Origin of the sequence: Rhizobium indigoferae, assembly GCF_034554815.1 — a bacterium.
In the GTDB taxonomy this organism is placed as follows: domain Bacteria; phylum Pseudomonadota; class Alphaproteobacteria; order Rhizobiales; family Rhizobiaceae; genus Rhizobium; species Rhizobium leguminosarum.
This window is the reverse complement of the sequence record NZ_CP140635.1, coordinates 2,716,033-2,733,366: the sequence shown is the minus strand read 5'-3', so window position 1 is coordinate 2,733,366 and position 17,334 is coordinate 2,716,033. Positions and strand designations below refer to the sequence as shown.

Here is a 17,334-nt window from a genome sequence, read left to right as displayed (position 1 = left end):
CTAGGCTGCGTGAAATCTTGTGTCCGTTGCGCGCCCATGCACACTCACGGTGTTGCGCTTTGGGAGTTGGAACTTCTCGACTTCTTCTGAGAGAACGGTGGCCTGATCCCGCAGCGCGTTACTCATCGCGGCGGTCTCTTCAGCCATGGCTGCGTTTTGCTGAGTGGTGCTGTCGAGAGAATGAATTGCGGCGGAGGTTTCGCGCAGGCCGGTGGACTGCTCTTTAATCCCGACAACAATATCATCGACCTTGATGTCGATAGAGGCGACGAACGAACTGATTTCGGTAAGAGCCTTCCCGGTCTCCCCAACGTGCTTTACGCCTTGACTAACTTCCAGCGTCGAGTTGTCGATCAGGAGCTTGATCTGTTTAGCAGCGCTGGCGGAACGCTGGGCGAGTTCGCGAACTTCGCTCGCGACAACCGCAAACCCCTTGCCGCTTTCTCCTGCGCGTGCGGCTTCCACTCCTGCGTTCAGGGCCAACAGATTTGTCTGGAAGGCGATCTCATCGATTACACTAATGATTTGCGCGATCTCGTTGGCTGAACGCTCGATACGATTCATCGCTTCAACTGCATTCCTCGTGACTTCGGTCGAGGCCTCCGCACGGGCGCGCGCTTGGCCAACGAGTTGACGTGTCGCTTCCGTGCTTTTCGTAAGTTGTCCTATTGTAGCGGTAATCTGCTCGAGTGCCGCGGACGCTTCCTCGAGGGCAGCAGCCTGCTGTTCCGTGCGCCTTGACATTTGAGCTGCGCCGGAACTGAGTTCGCCGCTAGCCCTTCGAACGTCGCTGGTTCCCTCCATTACCCTTTCAAGCGTTACCTGAAGCGTTTCAACCGACCGATTGAAATCATGTCGGATCTGATCGAATTCGGGGCTGAATGCCTCGGAGATTTGTACCTCCAGATTGCTGTTGGCGAGGCCCTCTAAGGCCGCCCCCAGCCGCCCAACGGCCGCGGCGGTATCATTGGCACGCCTCATGGCGTCCGCCTCACGAGCCTGCTGCTCTCTCATCCGCTCGACGCTTGCAGCCTCCACTTCGATTTCGAGGTTTGCCTTTTGAATTCCAGCCAACCGGAAGACCTCTAGAGCCTTCGCAATCATCCCAATCTCGTCGACACGACTTTTGAAGGGGACAGCAACCTGACTCTCCCCGGCTGCAAGTCTTTCCATGTAGGCAGTTATCGACGAGAGCGGTGCAATTGCGCGGATTCGAATGAAGATAACGCCCGCGACGAAGATCAGAACCGCCAGAAGGCCGCCATAGAGTGCGCTCGTGCCCAGCCAATTGGCCTCGTCAACCGCGGTACGTTCGTTGGATGCCGATATCCGAGACACAAGGCCGCTTAGTTCGAGGACAGCCTGTCGCTGATCCTGATAGGCGCGAGCTAAGTCATCCATGATGGCCATCATAGTGTCGTAGCGTTTCCCGACCGCCGGCACGAATTGCTCGAGTGTGACAAACCAAAACCTGTCAGATGCCGGTATTAGTTTTTCATTGAGAATTGCAGCTTCTGAAGGCGGAATGGATGCCGATGTCCAAACCGATTTCCGTTCATCGTAAAGTTTTTTTAGCTCGTAGATTCGAGCGATCGCTCTAGCGCGGCGGTCAGGATGGAAGTTTGCTTCATAAACTGCTGCGTAAGCTTCCACTTCGAACAGCGGAGGCGGGAGGAGATCCGCCAGCAAATCTCTCTGGATCGCTATTTCTTGATAGAGCGGACCTTCAATTTGACCCCGTTTCATCGCGTATGTCTGGACACACAGAGCTACGACGAGGCCTGCGGTGACCAGAAGAGCAAAAAGGAAAAGCAGACGGCTGATTGTCAGTTGTGGCATTTTATGACCCACAGATATTCGGACTAAGACGATCAGAAGTCATTTCCGCTAAACTATTGTCATAATAGTTGTCTTCCGCCGGCCGAGACGATGGAAGGGCAATTTTGGAAATATTGCCCGGAACATTTCTTGTTCCTTAATTCCGGACAGGCAGGCGTCCAATGGGTAAACTGCTTATAATCCTGTCTAATAGGCGGCGTTGCGGACGCCGTAGTTATTCTGTTGTCCGTCTTCTCTTAAATATTGATTTAATCTTTTGCTTTGCGCGAATCGGACGCAAACATGCAAAGCGTTATGCCTTTTCCTGGAAATGCGGCCTGCTTGATAGACGGGCCTTCAGATGGCTCGATGAATAACAGGCGAGAATGAAAGACCATCCTGGCAAGCGCTGCCAGAGCGGACGTGAGGGGTTCGCCTTTCGCGCTTCGCGCAGCGCGGTTTTCGTGGGCCCTACGCACCGGCGGCTAACAACACCCTTATCCGTGCGTTAAAGCGCCAGCGGCAATACCATCCAACGCCTCCTGCAGGGCATCGTACACTTTGGACAGTTGACGACCCGAGAATGCCGGGATCGCGGCTCGCGATGCACTGTAGCTGGAACGCGCCACGTACATCCGCCCCTTCTTCTTGTACACGTATTCCATTTCAGTACCGCTTTCAGAGCCGTTGACGTATTCGAACTTCAGGAGCCAAGCATCCTCGTGGGGAACAAGCGTCACGTTCGATATCGATACGTCTGGAACCTGGAGTTCAGCGCGGCTAATAAATGGCGTCCAGTCGCGATCTTCGAAGAGATCATCCAAGCCTTTCTCGATATCGAGGGAGGCCTTGGGGTCCCAAAGGAGAAGGTTGTCGAATGCCTCCACATATCTCTGAACGCCGTCCTGGATAGTCGCAAGCGACTTCTCGTCGTCGCCAAGTTCCTGCGCGCGATAGCGTAGGGCCGCTTCAGCAGTGTCAAGTTCTTCGGTCGCATCGAATATCTCGATCTCATCATCGAAGCTGAGCGATCTCCGAACGCCCCATTCCCTGTAGCCGTCTGTCGGTCGCTCGTCTTCGCCTGGAAACTCTACCTCGAGACTTCCGTATGACCTCCCGGATTCTGGGATTCGGCGCGCGCCGAAGACTGCCCGCGAGTGAGCCACGCCCCGCGCTATAGCGGGTAGGATTTCGGTGATTGCCATCGAAAGCGTCGGGCCAGCGGCGTCCTTCTCGCCCTCGTCGTACTTGCCGGAGAAGAATAGGGAGAAAGCACATTCCGTTGGAGTTTGGCCGACGGTTGGAACGTTGATAGACGGTTGGACGGCGGTATCGGTCACTGGGCGCTCCTTAGACTTGGTCTAAGAAGATGGTCATTCGGAAAATTTTCGGCCGCAAGTGCCTTTTTCCCGGGAGGAGGTAGTTGACGTTGCCACTCCCGCTCTTGAGGTAGAATGCAGCTGGCCGGCGAGCCCATTTGCCCTGGCCCTTGAGGGAGCGCCGGTAGGCTTGATGAATAACGCGGACCGACAAGTCGCAAGAATAAGGGAGATGATGGCGTCGCTTTCGCCAGGAGTCATTTCAGCGAAACGTCGCCAAGGACAGCAACCTTCCTCCTCAGGCGGTCGGCTGTGGGAGGCCGTCAACCCCGTAGCCCCTGAAGGGGCCTCGAAGCCCATCGTGGCCTATCGAGGGCATTCCCAATGATCGCACATACCAACGGGCTCTCGCTCGACGACTACACATGTGATGCTTCGCCAAGTGCGCTGAATCAGTCGAAATCGTGAAAAAAGAAAGATTCCGCTGCGTCAATTCAAAGACTTCGGGTCTTGCAATACTTTATGTTTCACCCGTGTCGGCTGAGAAGTTGAGAAAAATATCGAAGGTATATTAAAAGAACTCGCATTTTGTTTTGTATCGTCAATGTTAACACGAATACTGCGAAAATTATACTTGACGAATCAGGCGGTGGCGACGATTTTTCTGTGGCCGAGTGAAACTCACTCGGAGGCCATTCACAGATCGACCGCGATGGAGCAGGCGAACCCAGCGAGATCCATGGCAAAAGAAGGGGATGTGTGGCAAATGCTGAAACTTTTTTCTCCATCGGGTGATGGTGTAATGGCTCATTCTTCGCTTGGTCTGTGGCTTGACTCTCGCGTTCCTCCCACCGGTTGGAAGTGCCATGCGATCAAAGACGCAGGCGATGAAGGAGTTGTTTGCGGAATGTGCCAATCCGCAACTGTCCGATTCACGCATCTCATGACACATCCTCAAGTACCTGAAGTCCTTTCGGTTGGTGCGCCGTGCGCTGAGAGGATGGAAGATGACTATTATACGGCATTGAAGCGCGAACGAGTGTTCAGAGACGATATCCGGATCATCAGGGGCTGGCCGCAGCGGCAGTGGAAACAGTCCCAATTGGGAAATCACTACGTCAACGCACGCGGCTTCAATATCACGATATGGAACAAAGGCGGAGCGGGCTTTGGTATCACCATCAAGCTCCAAAACAAGTTTGATCGTAAATTTGAGCTGAACGGCAAAAAGCTCTTCAAGACGGTTGAAGAGGCGAAAGGAGAGGCGTTAACGGCGCTATTGTACGCCCGAAGAAGGCTTCGAGAAGGATTAATATGACATCCGGTTCCGTCCCGTTCTGTTCGGCGGCTTGTAGCGACTCCCGTCGCCTTCGCCACAGCGTTAGCCGATACAAGAGCGTCGGACCTACGGCCGGTTAGAGCGGCACAGCCGACTATCGTGAAACAACCTGGAGGCCCGGTGTTATCAGGCAATGTCCAGGTGACCAAATCAAACGCTGGGTGACATCTCCAGCAGACTCAAGTATTCCGGACACTCAGCAAGCCCCGGACCTAACGTCCGGGGAAAGCGACGCTGTCGATCCTCTTGTCGCGTCAGGACAAGCTTATTTCGACGTGTAGTTTGAGGGCATAGCCGAAATAAGCTTGTCAACGAGATGTCACTGATGATACCGAAATTGCGAATGAGCTTACATTCCGGGAAACCGTTCAATATCGCTTCCTATGCGCTGCTGACGATGATGGTGGCTCAGGTGACCGGACTGAAGCCTGGCGATTTCGTCCACACGCTCGGCGACACCCATCTCTATCACAACCATTTCGACCAGGCGAAACTGCAGCTTGCACGCCGGCCGAAGCCGCTGCCGTTCATGCGCATCAATCCTGAGGTGAAGGACATTTTCGGCTTCACCTTCGACGATTTCGAGCTGATCGGCTACGAGGCCGATGCCAGCATCAAGGCGCCGATCGCTGTCTGATCCAGGATATTCCATGGCCGACATCCGCAGGACCATTATCGCCGCCGTTGCCCGCAACGGCATTATCGGCCGCGACGGCGACATGCCGTGGCGGCTTTCGAGCGACCTCAAGCGCTTCAAGGCGCTGACATTGGGCAAGCCTGTGGTGATGGGCCGCAAGACCTACGATTCGATCGGCAAGCCGCTGCCGGGACGGCCGAACGTCGTCATCTCGCGGCAGGCGGCGATAGACCATCCTGATGTCTCCATGGCCCACTCGCTGCCGGAGGCGATGACGGCGGCCGAAAGGCTGGCGCTCGAAATCGGCGTCGACGAAATCTGCATTCTGGGCGGCGGGCAGGTCTATGCCCAGGCGATCGGCCTTGCCGACCGGATGTGCATCACGCATGTCGAGGCTGATCTCGACGGAGACGCGTCGTTTCCCGTGATCGATCCCGACACCTGGCAGGCGGGGGAGGCGATCGCGGTTCCGGCCGGCGAAAAGGACAGCTATCCCACGCGTTTCATCGTCTACGAACGCCGTCACGCCTGAAAATGAACTATTTTCCAATTAAATTGACCAAGTTTCTCACGCTGCGTTGAAAGCCGATGCGGCGATACCTATAACGGTCACCAACGCGTCCGCCGGTCAGCCCCCACGGTTTCGGATGCGTGGAGACTTAACGAACAACGAGGTTTTGATGCCCTGGAGCAATCAGAATGGCGGCGGCGGCCCTTGGGGCGGCGGCGGCGGTAATAATCAGGGACCATGGGGACAGGGGCCGAACCGGCCGCGCGGTGGCGGCGGCAAGGGCGGACCGCCTGATCTGGAAGATATCATCCGGCGCGGCCAGGACCAACTGCGCAACATCATTCCCGGCGGCTTCAACGGCGGCGTGGCGGTGATCGTCGTGGCGATCGTCGCCGTCTTCTGGCTGATCCAGTGCATCTATGTCGTGCAGCCGGACGAACGCGGCGTCGAACTGCGGTTCGGCAAGCCGAAGGCCGAGATTTCCATGCCGGGCCTGCATTTCCACCTGTGGCCGATGGAGACCGTGGAGACGGTCAAGGTGACCGTGCAGCAATTGAACATCGGGGCGACTTCGGCATCGTCTTCGAACGGCCTGATGCTGTCCAGCGACAAGAGCGTCATCAACGTGCAGTTCGCTGTCTTCTACACCGTCAGCGATCCCAAGGCCTATCTCTTCAACGTCGAAAATCCGGCAGAGACGCTGCAGCAGGTTTCCGACAGTGCCATGCGTGAAATCGTTGGCCGGCGTCCGGCGCAGGACGCCTTCCGCAGTAATCGTCAGCCGATCGAAGTGGATGTGCTCAATATCCTGCAGGACACGATGAACCGCTATGGCGCGGGCGTGACCGTGACCGGCGTGACGATCCAGAACGTGGCGCCGCCGCGGGAAGTCGCCGATGCTTTCGAAGAAGTGCAGCGTGCCGGCCGTGACCGCGATAGCACGATCGAAGAGGCTAATCGCTACACGAACCAAAAGCTCGGCCAGGCGCGAGGCGATGCGGCCAGAATCCGCGAAGATTCAGCCGCCTACAAGGACCGTGTCGTGAAGGAGGCGGAAGGTGAAGCGCAGCGCTTCACGGCGATCAACGACGAATATTCCAAGGCGCCTGACGTGACCCGCAAGCGGTTGTACCTCGAAACGATGGAGCAGGTGCTGAAGAACTCCCGGAAGGTCATCATCGACGAGAAGCAGGGCGTCCTGCCCTATCTGCCGCTCAATGAGCTCGGCAAACCGGCGCAACAGGGAGGTTGAGTCATGACATCGAACAGACTTCCCATCATTCTCCTCATCCTCGCCATTGTGCTGGTCGGGCTTTATTCGTCCATCTTCGTGGTGAATGCACGTGAGCAGGCCATCGTCGTCCGCTTCGGCCAGATCCAGTCGGTCAAGACCGAGCCTGGGATTTATTTCAAGCTGCCTTTCGGCTTCATGGATGCCGACCGCGTTCAGTTGGTCGAAAAGCAGGCGCTGAGGCTCGATCTCGACAATATCCGCGTTCAGGTCCAGGACGGCCAGACCTTCGACGTCGATGCCTTCGTGATCTATAACATCTCGGATGTTCGCCGTTTCCGCGAGACGGTATCGGGCGATCGCGAAGCCGCAGAAGCGCGGTTGAGGGCGCAGCTCGATTCATCGCTTCGCCGGGTCTACGGTCTGCGTGACTACAATGCCGCGCTCTCGGAAGAGCGTGTCGCAATGATGCTGGAGATTCGCGACGATCTGCGCACGGATGCCGAAAATCTCGGCCTGCATATAGACGACGTTCGCATCCGCCGCACCGACCTTTCGCCGGAGGTTGCGCCGAACACATATAATGCCATGCGTTCGGAACGCCTTGCCGAGGCGGAGCGCATCCGTGCTGAGGGCAATGAGGAAGGCCAAAGGCGGCGCGCCATCGCCGACCGTCAGGTTGTCGAGCTCACCGCGGGCGCCCAGCGCGATGCGGAAATCCTTCGAGGCCAGGGCGATGCGGAACGCAACCGCGTCTTCGCCGAAGTCTTCAGCAAGGATCCAGCCTTCTTTGAGTTCTATCGCTCGATGGCGGCCTATTCCTCCGCTCTCTCGTCGCAGGATACGACGCTGGTGCTGTCGCCGAATTCGGAATTCTTCCGCTATTTCGACAATGCCGCCGGCACTCTGCAGCCGTCGCCAGCAAGCCCGGCAGTGCCGGCTCCGGCAGCGCCTGGGGCACCTGCCCAGCCGACGAATTGAAGCAGGGGATACCCCGATAATCCTGGAAGGGCCGGCCCGAGTGCCGGCCCTTTTTTCGTGGAATGGTCGCGATAATTGGGCTTTTGCGAGGCCACGTCACATTGCACGGGGATTTCGCGAAAAGGTGATTTCGCCCTCCATCATTCCGCCTTATGCTGGTGCTCAATGTGCGCATGACCCCTTATGAGGAAGCTTGATGGCCCCCACGATTCGCTCGCCCTTCAGACGAACGCTCGCGCTTATGGCCAGCGCTGCAATTCTTGCGCATGCCGGCATGAACGGGGTCGCCTACGCCCAAACCGCGCCTGAGACGACAGCACCCGGCGTTGCGACGCCCGCTCCGGTTACTCCTGAGCCGGCTGCTCCCGCACCCACACCACCGGCCGCGGCTGCACCGGGAACAGCTGCTCCCGCTCCTACGCCTCCCGTACCCGCCGCACCGCAGCAGGCCGCCGCGAGCCAGGCCGTCGTGCCGAATAACGGCCCGGCTTCGGTCGCCGATCTTGCCGAGGGGCTGCTCGACGCGGTGGTCAACATCTCGACCTCGCAGAATGTGAAGGACGACGAGGGTGCAGGCCCGGCGCCGCGCGCCCCCGACGGCTCGCCTTTCCAGGAATTCTTCAACGATTTCTTCAACAAGCAGCAGGGCAACAAGGGCGGCAACCACAATGTCAGCTCGCTCGGCTCCGGCTTCGTTATCGATCCGGCCGGCTATATCGTCACCAATAACCACGTGATCGAGGGCGCCGACGACATCGAGATCAATTTCGCCAACGGTTCGAAGCTCAAGGCGAAGCTGATCGGCACCGATACGAAGACCGATCTTTCGGTGCTGAAGGTCGAGCCGAAGGCACCGCTGAAGTCCGTGAAATTCGGCGATTCCAGCAAGATGCGCATCGGCGACTGGGTGATGGCGATCGGCAATCCGTTCGGCTTCGGCGGTTCGGTGACGGTCGGCATCATTTCCGGGCGCGGCCGCAACATCAATGCCGGCCCCTACGACAACTTCATCCAGACGGATGCGGCGATCAACAAGGGCAATTCCGGCGGCCCGCTCTTCAACATGAAGGGTGAAGTGATCGGCATCAACACGGCGATCATTTCGCCGAGCGGTGGCTCGATCGGCATCGGTTTCTCGGTGCCGTCGGAGCTTGCCTCCGGCGTTGTCGACCAGTTGCGCGAATATGGCGAGACGCGGCGCGGCTGGCTCGGCGTGCGCATCCAGCCGGTGACTGACGATATCGCCGACAGCCTCGGGCTCGACACTGCAAAGGGCGCGCTGGTCGCCGGCGTCATCAAGGGTGGCCCAGTCGACGACGGCTCGATCAAGGCGGGTGACGTCATTTTGAAATTCGACGGCAAGACCGTCAGCGAAATGCGCGACCTGCCGCGTGTCGTGGCGGAAAGCACAGTCGGCAAGGAAGTCGATGTGGTGGTGCTGCGCGACGGCAAGGAGCAGACCGTCAAGGTGAAGCTTGGCCGGCTTGAGGACAGCGATCAGGCGGCTGCATCCGATGATGCGGCGCCTGATGGTTCGCAGGATGACGGCGTGATCACCCCGGACCCCGGCGAGAACAACGACATGGACCAGCCGGATACCGGCGATCAGGCCCAACCCGCACCTGATACACCCGACCAGCATAAGGGCCAGGTGTCGCCGGATGCGGCGACGCCGAAGAACGTGCTCGGGCTGTCGCTGTCGCTGTTGAGCGCCGAGACGCGCAAGGCCTTCGGCATCGCCGAGAGCGTCGACGGCGTCGTCGTCACAGAGGTGACGCCCGGCTCCGCCTCCGCCGAAAAGGGGTTGAAGCCCGGCGACGTGATCGTCGAGGTGGCGCAGGAGTTCATGAAGTCGCCGGATGCGGTCGCCGCCAAGGTGCAGGCGCTGAAACAGGAGGGCCGCCGCAACGCCCAGCTGATGATCGCATCGGCGAATGGTGATCTGCGGTTCGTGGCGGTGCCGATGGAATAAGGGAGCTACGGCGGTAGTGAATTAGCCGCCGTACTCTCCAACTCTCCCTCATTCCTCTGCTTGTCATAGGAATCCAGTGCGCCTAAGTCCTTGGGCGCAGAAAACTCTTCTCTCCTGACGTAAGTCACTCACCGCGCAGACGCGCGGTGGCTGGTTTCCTGTGACGAGCACAGGAATGAGGGCGGAGAGGGTGTGCCGGGGGGCCTTTCGAAACGGAATCGGTGGCCTAACGGTCCGGAGGTGACAGGCTATTTGGCGGGTTTACGGAGGTTGCCTTCCGTACGAGCCACCAGCGATCAGCCCCGATTGGGAATGTCGCTGGTATCGCGCTCATACCGTCACGAAATCCGTCTTCCGGTAGCCCTGGATGTAGAGCAGTGCGGTCAGGTCGCCGTGGTTGATGCGCATCTGCGCTTCGGCAGCGACTGCCGGCTTGGCGTGGAGGGCGACGCCGGAGCCTGCAAGGTGCAACATGCCGAGATCGTTGGCGCCGTCACCAACGGCGATCGCTTCTTCCGGCGAAATGCCGAGGCGAGCCGAAATCTCGTTCAGCGCATCGACCTTCGCCTGCTTGCCGAGGATTGGTTCGGCGACGAAGCCGGAGAGAATGCCGCCGTCTTCGAGCAGTGTGTTGGCGCGGTTCTCGTCGAAGCCGAGAGTGGCGGCGATGCGGCTGGTGAAGACGGTGAAGCCGCCGGAGACAAGCGCGGTGTAATGGCCTTTCGACTTCATGGTGGCAAGCAGTTCCGGGCCGCCCGGGGTGAGCGTGATGCGCTTGGCGATCACCTCGTCGACGACCGATATCGGCAGGCCCTTCAGCAGCGCGACACGCTCACGCAGGGCAGGCTCGAAGGCGATCTCGCCGTTCATGGCGCGGGCGGTAATGGTCGCGACCTTGTCTTTCAGGCCGACTTCGGCGGCGAGTTCATCGATGCATTCCTGGCCGATCATCGTCGAATCCATGTCGGCGATCAGCAGCTTCTTGCGGCGGGTTTCCTGCTCCTGGATGACGAGATCGATCGGTGCGTTTGATATGACGGCAAGGATATTGGCCTCGGCCGCTTGCGCATCGGTGCCGTCGCGCAGCGCGATGTCGCAGGCAACGCCATCGGCCAGCCAGTAGAGACCGGAAGCTTTCACGGCCTCGGCCGCCTGCTCGGCGATTTCGGGTGTCAGCACGGGATTTGACGGATTGGCAACAAGCGTGGCAACGAGGGCCATGATGGAAAACCTTCTGAGCACAGTGAACGCGATCCTGATAACCGGGCCGACCGCCAGCGGCAAGTCCGCGCTCGCCGTCGAATTGGCCAAGCGCCATGATGGCGTGGTCGTCAACGCCGACAGCATGCAGGTCTACGACACGCTGCGGGTGCTGACTGCGCGCCCGTCGGAAGAGGAGATGCAGGGCGTGCCGCATCATCTCTACGGCCACGTGCCGGCCGGTGCGGCCTATTCCACAGGCGGCTGGCTACGGGATGTCTCGGCATTGCTGCCGACGCTCAGGGCCGCAGGGCGGCTGCCGGTCTTCGTCGGCGGCACGGGGCTTTATTTCAAGGCGTTGACCGGTGGTCTCTCAGATATGCCCGAGATACCGGAGGCCCTGCGGAAGGCACTCAGGTCGCGGCTGCTGGAGGAGGGCACCGACGGGCTCTATGCCGAACTCGCGGTGGCCGATCCCGCCATGGCGGCAAGCCTCAACCGCCAGGATGGGCAGCGGATCGTGCGGGCGCTGGAGGTGATGAAGGCGACGGGGCGGTCGATCGTCGATTTCCAGGGCCAGTCGGGACCGGTGATCATCGACGCCGATGAGGCCCGCAAGATCGTCGTGCTGCCGGATAGGGCGGTGCTGCATCAGCGCATCAACGGGCGTTTCGAAAAGATGCTGCAGCAAGGCGCGGAAGACGAAGTAAGGACGCTGCTTGCGCTCGACCTGCCGGCCGAGGCGCCTGTGATGAAGGCAATCGGCGTGTCGCAGATTACGGCGATGGTCAGGGGTGAGATGACGCGCGACGAGGTGCTGGAGAAGGGGGCTGCGGCGACGCGGCAATATGCCAAGCGGCAAATGACATGGTTCCGCAACCAGATGGACGATAGCTGGGAACGGCTGACAGTTTAGGTTTCAGTTTGTTGCGGGCCTCCCGCTTGAGACATCTGCTGGCTCAACAGTTCGACGAGTTCGCCAACCGCCGCCTGTAGCTGGTCCGCCAGAAATCCGCCGAAGCCCAGCATCAGGCCGGGGCGTGCCGGCCGCGCGGAATACATCGGGGAGATCGCGCGCACGGCAAGGCCGGCCGACAGGGCACGGGCTGCGAGTTGCACGTCATCGACCTCCTCGGGCAGCCATAGAAGAATATGCATGCCCTGGTCGCTCTGCTGGACGCAGCACCCCTCCGGCAAGGCCCGCTCGAGCGCCGAGAGCAGAACAGCGCGGCGTTCGGCATAGAGGCCACGGATGCGCCGGATATGCGCTTCGAAATAGCCTTCCCGCATGTAGGCCGCCAGAACGTGCTGTTCGGCGATCGGCGAATGCCGGTCGAGAATGGCACGGGCGCCGGCAAAGGCTTCTGCGAGTGGAGGAGGGGCGATGACGTAGCCGAGGCGCAGGGAGGGAAAGAGCACCTTGCTAAACGTGCCGAGATAGATGACGCGTGACGGACGCAATCCCTGCATTGAGGGAAATGGGTGTCCGGCATAACGCAGCTCGCTGTCGTAGTCGTCCTCGACGATCCAGGCACGATTTTGGTCGGCCCAGGCTATCAGGGCATTGCGTCGGGCCATGCTGAGCGGCATGCCGATCGGATATTGGTGCGAAGGGGTCACGAATGCGGCGCGCGCCTGGGGACATAGCTCGAGGCCGCGTTCCACGTTCATTCCCTGTGCATCGACCGGCAGGCGGTGCGTCCGGACGCCGAGATCGTCGAGCACTGCCGTCAGGCCGGGATAGGCCGGGTCCTCGGCCCATACCGGATCGTCACGCGAGAGAAGGACCCGCCCCGCCATATAGAGACCTTGCTGAGTGCCTGATGTGACGATGACCTGTTCCGGCTCGCAATGAACGGCCCGCGCACGGCGGACGTGGTCGGCAATGGCAAGCCTGAGTTCGAGCAGACCCATCGGGTCGTGGTAACCCGAGGGTGCGGCCTGTCTCGACGCGCGCACGCGGTTGCCGAGACGGCGCCAGTTGTCGTCGGGCGCAATGCCGGAAGCCGGGACGGCGATGGCAAAGGGAACGGGCGGGTGCGGGGTGAGCGCACGGGCGATGGCGATCAGCCGAGCAGCCTGGGAAGGCAGATCGACGGCATCCACGGCAGACGGCACCGCCGGTGCAGGCGGGGGCGCCGGCGTGGTGTCAATCAGATCAGCGGCAACACGGGTTCCGGCTCCGACCCGCGCTTCGAGATAGCCTTCGGCGGTCAACTGATCGAACACCTCGACGACAGTGCCGCGCGCGATCTTCAGCGAAGCTGCAAGGCTACGCGTCGAAGGAAGGCGTTCGCCTGGCCTCAGATCACTGCAGGCGATTGCGTTCCGCAGGGCCTGCGCAAGCTGGCGACCGACATTGTCCGTTCGGTCGATTGCGTTGAGCGATGGGATTTCGATAGTGCTGCGCCGTTTGGACATCGCAAAATGGTCCATAGAGATTCTTCAAAAATGGCGCTTCATGGTGAACCAATTTTCGAAGAAAAGGAAGCAGATCGTCGGCTTCCCGATGGCGCATTCTTCGTCTTCGCGGTCGTGCCGTGCGCGGGCGCAAACTTCTGGAAAAACGCAAATGCAGGATCTTCTCGTCGTCTACATCGCCTACGCAATCGCTGCAGGCAGTCCCGGACCAAGCAACATGGCCATCATGAACGTGGCGATGCGGCAAGGGCGTCGACCGGCGCTCGCCCTTGCTGCCGGGGTTATAACGATGTCGACATGCTGGGGGCTGGTCGCTGTCACCGGCATTTCCACACTCCTGGTCCGCTATGCCCATGCGCTGCTGTTCCTCAAAGTCGCAGGCGGGCTTTACCTCCTCTGGCTCGCCTGGAGGGCGGCCCGCTCGGCAGCCACCCCGGATAGGCCGGCAAGCGAGGCCGTCCAACCTGCCGCGCAACTCGGCGCGCTCTATCGTCGTGGTATTCTGATGCATCTCGGCAATCCGAAGGCGGTTCTGGCCTGGGTCGCGATCATGTCTCTCGGCCTCAAGCCCGGCGCTTCACCGGAGATGGCCGTCACAGCTTTCGGCGGCTGCGTGCTGTTCGGGATCTCGATATTTACCGGCTATGCCGTGCTCTTCTCGACGGCACCGATGGTGCGCGGCTACGCCCGTGCGCGGCGGTGGATCGAGGGAAGTCTCGCCGTCTTCTTCGCGGGCGCCGGATCGCGCCTGCTGTTCTCACATTGACCGGATTTTCAGGATCGCATCATGTCTGTCGCTTCTCCGTTTCATGGTCTTTCGGCCTTTCCGCCAACGCCCGCCGATAGGGATGGCCGGGTCGACACGGATGCCCTCTGCCGCCTGCTGGAACGCTTGTGTGATGCCGGCGTCGCTTCGATAGGCCTTCTTGGCAGCACCGGGATCTACGCCTTTCTCACACGCGAGGAGCGACGGCGAGCCGTCGAGGCCGCCGTCGAGTGCGTGCGCGGTCGTGTTCCGATCGTCGTCGGTGTCGGTGCTCTGAGGACAGACCACGCCCAGGCCCTGGCGAGGGATGCGGAGGCCGCTGGTGCAGATGCGCTTCTGCTTGCGCCGGTGTCCTACACGCCGCTTACTCAGGAGGAGGCCTATCAGCATTTCCTTGCCGTCACGGAGGCGGCGAAGCTGCCGCTTTGTATTTACAACAATCCCGGCACGACCCACTTCACCTTCAGCCGGGATCTTCTGCAGCGCCTGTCGGACATCGAGACGATCAGGGCGGTGAAGATGCCTCTGCCAGTTGACGGCGATTTCGCAGGCGAACTGGCGGCATTGCGTGAGAGGAGCAAGCTTGCGATCGGCTATAGCGGCGACTGGGGCGCTGGCGAAGCACTGCTTTCAGGTGCCGACGCCTGGTACAGCGTCATCGGCGGCTTGCTTCCGCGCATCGCTTTTGCCCTGACCAAGGCCGCGATTGCAGGCGAGGACGGCGAAGTGCGTCGGCTCGATGGTCTTCTCCAGCCGCTCTGGCAAACGTTCAAGGCGTTCGGAAGCCTTCGCGTGATCTATACGCTGATCGACCTTCTCTCACTCGCCAAGGCCGAGCTCCCACGCCCTCTCTTGCCGCTCGGACCGATGGATCGGCAGCGTGTACTCGAGGCCGTCGAGCCTCTGATCGCACTGGAGAGCGAGTGGAAGGCTTATTCCTTGTTGTAAAGGCTGCTCAGCGGTTTTTTCAAAATGCTTTCGCGCAGCGACGTGCCGGGCTCGCGGCGGGAGATCGCAGGCTGATCCGTCGCCGGTGCCGGCCGGGGAAAGACCGGCTCCTCGCGGCGCATTTCGCGACGCAGCGCGTCCAACCGGGGATCGATCGCCGGCACCGCAGCCGGGTCCAGCCGCGGCGTTTGCGGCAGCAGTTCCCGCCGATAGGTTTCGAGCGGTGCAGCGGAGGAGGCGGGCGGCGCGTACGGCTTGGCGTCGCGATCCTCGTCGGCCGCATCAGCCTCGTCCAAGCTTGCCACGGACGCGGCATAGCTCTGCTGAAAATTCGAAATGTCGGGTCCGACCGTCACCGCCCGCATGCGGGTGACGATCTTGCGCAGATCGACCGTATCCGGATCTTCCTCGCTCTGCTTGCTGTTGGCGCTGCTGGCCTTCGGTAGGAGGTTTTCGTCGACGCGGGAAAAGCGCATGCGCATCGGCACGCTGATCGCTTCGCCGAAAGCGATCGCCTCGCCGTTGCCGATCGAGGAGATAAAGCTCGTCGTCGAGATCGACGAATTCGGAATGGCCGAGCGGATGATTTCCTGGTCTCGGTCGTTGGCGAGGCGCATGGCAAAGAGCGTCGAACACTGCGACAGGATCGTCTGGTCGAGTTCGCCCGGCCGCTGGGTGATGATGCCGAGCGAGACGCCGTATTTGCGGCCTTCCTTGGCGATGCGGGCGATCGCCTGGCGCGTCGGCACGAAGCCGAGGCTCGGATCGGAGGGGATGTAGCGGTGCGCTTCCTCGCAGACGACGAGCATGTGGATGGCGCCCTCGCTCCACAGCGCCACCTCGAAGGCCATGCGGCAGAGCACGGAGGCGACCGAATTGACGACTTCTGAGGGGATGCCGGCAAGCTGGAAGGTGCAGATCGGCCGGTTCTCGCCGGGGATGCGGAAGATCTGCGCGATGGTTTCGGTGATCGTGTCGCTGATCGTGTTGTTGGAGAACATGAAGTGATAGCGCGGATCGTTGATCGCAGCGATGAGGCGCATCTTCAGCGACCGCAGGAAGGGCTTTTCCGAGCGGCCTTCCAGGCGGCCGATGCGCTCGTCGATCAACGCCAGCAAATCGGCCATACGGTAGGGGACCGGCGTATCGGCAGTGATCGAACTCTTTTCGGTCGTGCGGCGCACCAGCGAGTTGTCGCTGCCGCGGAAGGCGCGTTTGGCCTCCGGCAGGATGTCGCGCAACATGTCGAGCTCTTCGGGCACCGGCGGGCGGCCGCGAAACACGACCTCGGCAAATTCCTCCAGCCGCATCAACCAGAAGGGCAGGTCGAGCGTATCGGTATCGATGGTGACGGCGTGCTCGGGAAAGGCGGCAGCGAATTCATTATGCGGATCGAGGATCAGCACGCGCAGCTTCGGATCCGCCGAGATCGCCTTGTGCAGGAGCAGCGACACGGCCGTCGACTTGCCGACGCCGGTGGAACCGACGACGGCGAAATGCTTGGAGAGCATTGAGGGGATGTGGATCGCCGCATCGATGCTTTCGTCCTGCGTCAGCTTGCCGATAACGGCGGTCGTACCCTCGCCGGCGTCGTAGATGCGCATCAGGTCGGCGGATCGGATGCGGTGGGCGATGGCGCCGAGATAGGGATAACGCGAGATGCCGGTCGAGAATTCCTCGCGCCCGTCCTCGTCGACACGGACTTCGCCGAGCAGTTCCGTCTCGATCCTGAACGTATTGTCTTCGCCTTCGCCCCAGGCATGGCTGCCGGTGTTCATCTGATAGACGAGGGCGACGACGCGGTTGCGGCCGACGCTGATCGAAATCAACCGGCCCACGGACCACAGTTCCGTCAGATCGGTGCCGCCCTGTTCGGCGACGGCGGCGATGGTCGCCCGCGAACCGCTGCATGCAACGACGCGGCCGAGAAAGCGGTTCCCCGGTGTATGGCCATCGCGGCGATCCTGTTCACCCGCCTTACCAGGCGCGTGCAAGTCGTTGTTAAGCAAAGGGCCTACTCCTGCAATGGGAAGCGAGAATAAAGCCCTTCCTTTAACAAATCCTTCCGGCCATGGATTTTAGGGATGCGGGGAGCCGGGAGTTTTTTATTGCGGCATGCGTTGACGCTGCGAAATTTTCTGTCTATCACTTCCGACCATGAAAATCGCAACGGCTCTTATCGTGGTGGGAA

General features: G+C 60.5%; 13 protein-coding genes and 1 pseudogene. 9 read left to right on the top strand and 5 right to left on the bottom strand.

The window, feature by feature from the left end; genetic code table 11:
- Both U5G49_RS13975 and U5G49_RS13970 read right to left on the bottom strand, forming a co-directional pair.
- A complete protein-coding gene (locus U5G49_RS13975; protein ID WP_193445617.1) occupies nt 1-1,839 on the bottom strand; it encodes a methyl-accepting chemotaxis protein in 1,839 nt (612 codons plus the stop codon).
- Between the two features lie 476 nt (nt 1,840-2,315).
- Nucleotides 2,316-3,158, bottom strand: a complete 843-nt coding sequence (locus U5G49_RS13970) for a hypothetical protein (protein WP_193445618.1) — start codon at nt 3,156-3,158, stop codon at nt 2,316-2,318.
- A 613-nt stretch (nt 3,159-3,771) separates the two neighbouring features.
- Between U5G49_RS13970 and U5G49_RS13965 the strand changes: the two genes are divergently transcribed.
- The 6 genes and pseudogenes from U5G49_RS13965 (at nt 3,772) to U5G49_RS13940 (ending at nt 9,808) form a co-directional block, all read left to right on the top strand.
- A complete protein-coding gene (locus U5G49_RS13965; RefSeq protein WP_193445619.1) occupies nt 3,772-4,455 on the top strand; it encodes a hypothetical protein in 684 nt (227 codons plus the stop codon).
- A gap of 379 nt (nt 4,456-4,834) precedes the next feature.
- Nucleotides 4,835-5,113 (top strand): annotated as a pseudogene (gene thyA / locus U5G49_RS13960) (thymidylate synthase); the annotation flags it as partial.
- 13 nt (nt 5,114-5,126) lie between these two features.
- Nucleotides 5,127-5,645: a dihydrofolate reductase gene (locus U5G49_RS13955; protein WP_193445620.1), complete on the top strand. Its 519-nt coding sequence runs from the start codon at nt 5,127-5,129 to the stop codon at nt 5,643-5,645.
- A 148-nt stretch (nt 5,646-5,793) separates the two neighbouring features.
- A complete protein-coding gene (gene hflK / locus U5G49_RS13950) occupies nt 5,794-6,876 on the top strand; it encodes an FtsH protease activity modulator HflK (RefSeq protein WP_018242813.1) in 1,083 nt (360 codons plus the stop codon).
- A gap of 3 nt (nt 6,877-6,879) precedes the next feature.
- Nucleotides 6,880-7,836, top strand: a complete 957-nt coding sequence (gene hflC / locus U5G49_RS13945) for a protease modulator HflC (protein ID WP_018242812.1) — start codon at nt 6,880-6,882, stop codon at nt 7,834-7,836.
- A 196-nt stretch (nt 7,837-8,032) separates the two neighbouring features.
- Nucleotides 8,033-9,808 (top strand): Do family serine endopeptidase, encoded by a 1,776-nt coding sequence (locus U5G49_RS13940; RefSeq protein ID WP_131704278.1) that lies wholly within the window; start codon nt 8,033-8,035, stop codon nt 9,806-9,808.
- A gap of 330 nt (nt 9,809-10,138) precedes the next feature.
- Here U5G49_RS13940 and serB read toward each other — a convergent pair whose 3' ends face one another.
- Nucleotides 10,139-11,029, bottom strand: coding sequence for a phosphoserine phosphatase SerB (gene serB / locus U5G49_RS13935; RefSeq protein ID WP_182563415.1), 891 nt, complete (start codon nt 11,027-11,029; stop codon nt 10,139-10,141).
- Here serB and miaA point away from each other — a divergent pair.
- On the top strand, nt 11,028-11,924 hold the full coding sequence (gene miaA, locus U5G49_RS13930) for a tRNA (adenosine(37)-N6)-dimethylallyltransferase MiaA (protein WP_193445621.1): 897 nt from the start codon (nt 11,028-11,030) through the stop codon (nt 11,922-11,924). The two genes, serB and miaA, sit on opposite strands and share 2 nt — an antisense overlap.
- On the opposite strand, the gene pdxR is transcribed toward miaA, so the two are convergent.
- Complete coding sequence (pdxR, locus tag U5G49_RS13925) at nt 11,921-13,429, bottom strand: MocR-like pyridoxine biosynthesis transcription factor PdxR (protein ID WP_182563543.1); 1,509 nt, start codon at nt 13,427-13,429, stop codon at nt 11,921-11,923. The genes miaA and pdxR overlap by 4 nt on opposite strands.
- Before the next feature lie 151 nt (nt 13,430-13,580).
- On the opposite strand from pdxR, the gene U5G49_RS13920 reads away from it, so the two are divergent.
- Together U5G49_RS13920 and U5G49_RS13915 are read left to right on the top strand one after the other, a co-directional pair.
- On the top strand, nt 13,581-14,195 hold the full coding sequence (locus U5G49_RS13920) for a LysE family translocator (protein WP_193445622.1): 615 nt from the start codon (nt 13,581-13,583) through the stop codon (nt 14,193-14,195).
- A 21-nt stretch (nt 14,196-14,216) separates the two neighbouring features.
- On the top strand, nt 14,217-15,143 hold the full coding sequence (locus U5G49_RS13915; protein WP_130652748.1) for a dihydrodipicolinate synthase family protein: 927 nt from the start codon (nt 14,217-14,219) through the stop codon (nt 15,141-15,143).
- On the opposite strand, the gene U5G49_RS13910 is transcribed toward U5G49_RS13915, so the two are convergent.
- Nucleotides 15,128-17,152 carry an ATP-binding protein gene (locus U5G49_RS13910; RefSeq protein ID WP_193445623.1) on the bottom strand — a complete coding sequence of 675 codons (2,025 nt, stop codon included), beginning with the start codon at nt 17,150-17,152 and terminating at the stop codon, nt 15,128-15,130. The genes U5G49_RS13915 and U5G49_RS13910 overlap by 16 nt on opposite strands.
- Nucleotides 17,153-17,334: the final 182 nt, after the last annotated feature.

Bases quoted from the DNA above. Each gene is read 5' to 3' on its own strand.
- U5G49_RS13975 (WP_193445617.1), bottom strand. From the start codon at position 1,839: ATGCCACAACTGACAATCAGCCGTCTGCTTTTCCTTTTTGCTCTTCTG.
- U5G49_RS13955 (WP_193445620.1), top strand. From the start codon at position 5,127: ATGGCCGACATCCGCAGGACCATTATCGCCGCCGTTGCCCGCAACGGC.
- hflK (WP_018242813.1), top strand. From the start codon at position 5,794: ATGCCCTGGAGCAATCAGAATGGCGGCGGCGGCCCTTGGGGCGGCGGC.
- hflC (WP_018242812.1), top strand. From the start codon at position 6,880: ATGACATCGAACAGACTTCCCATCATTCTCCTCATCCTCGCCATTGTG.
- U5G49_RS13940 (WP_131704278.1), top strand. From the start codon at position 8,033: ATGGCCCCCACGATTCGCTCGCCCTTCAGACGAACGCTCGCGCTTATG.
- miaA (WP_193445621.1), top strand. From the start codon at position 11,028: ATGATGGAAAACCTTCTGAGCACAGTGAACGCGATCCTGATAACCGGG.
- serB (WP_182563415.1), bottom strand. From the start codon at position 11,029: ATGGCCCTCGTTGCCACGCTTGTTGCCAATCCGTCAAATCCCGTGCTG.
- pdxR (WP_182563543.1), bottom strand. From the start codon at position 13,429: ATGTCCAAACGGCGCAGCACTATCGAAATCCCATCGCTCAACGCAATC.
- U5G49_RS13920 (WP_193445622.1), top strand. From the start codon at position 13,581: ATGCAGGATCTTCTCGTCGTCTACATCGCCTACGCAATCGCTGCAGGC.
- U5G49_RS13915 (WP_130652748.1), top strand. From the start codon at position 14,217: ATGTCTGTCGCTTCTCCGTTTCATGGTCTTTCGGCCTTTCCGCCAACG.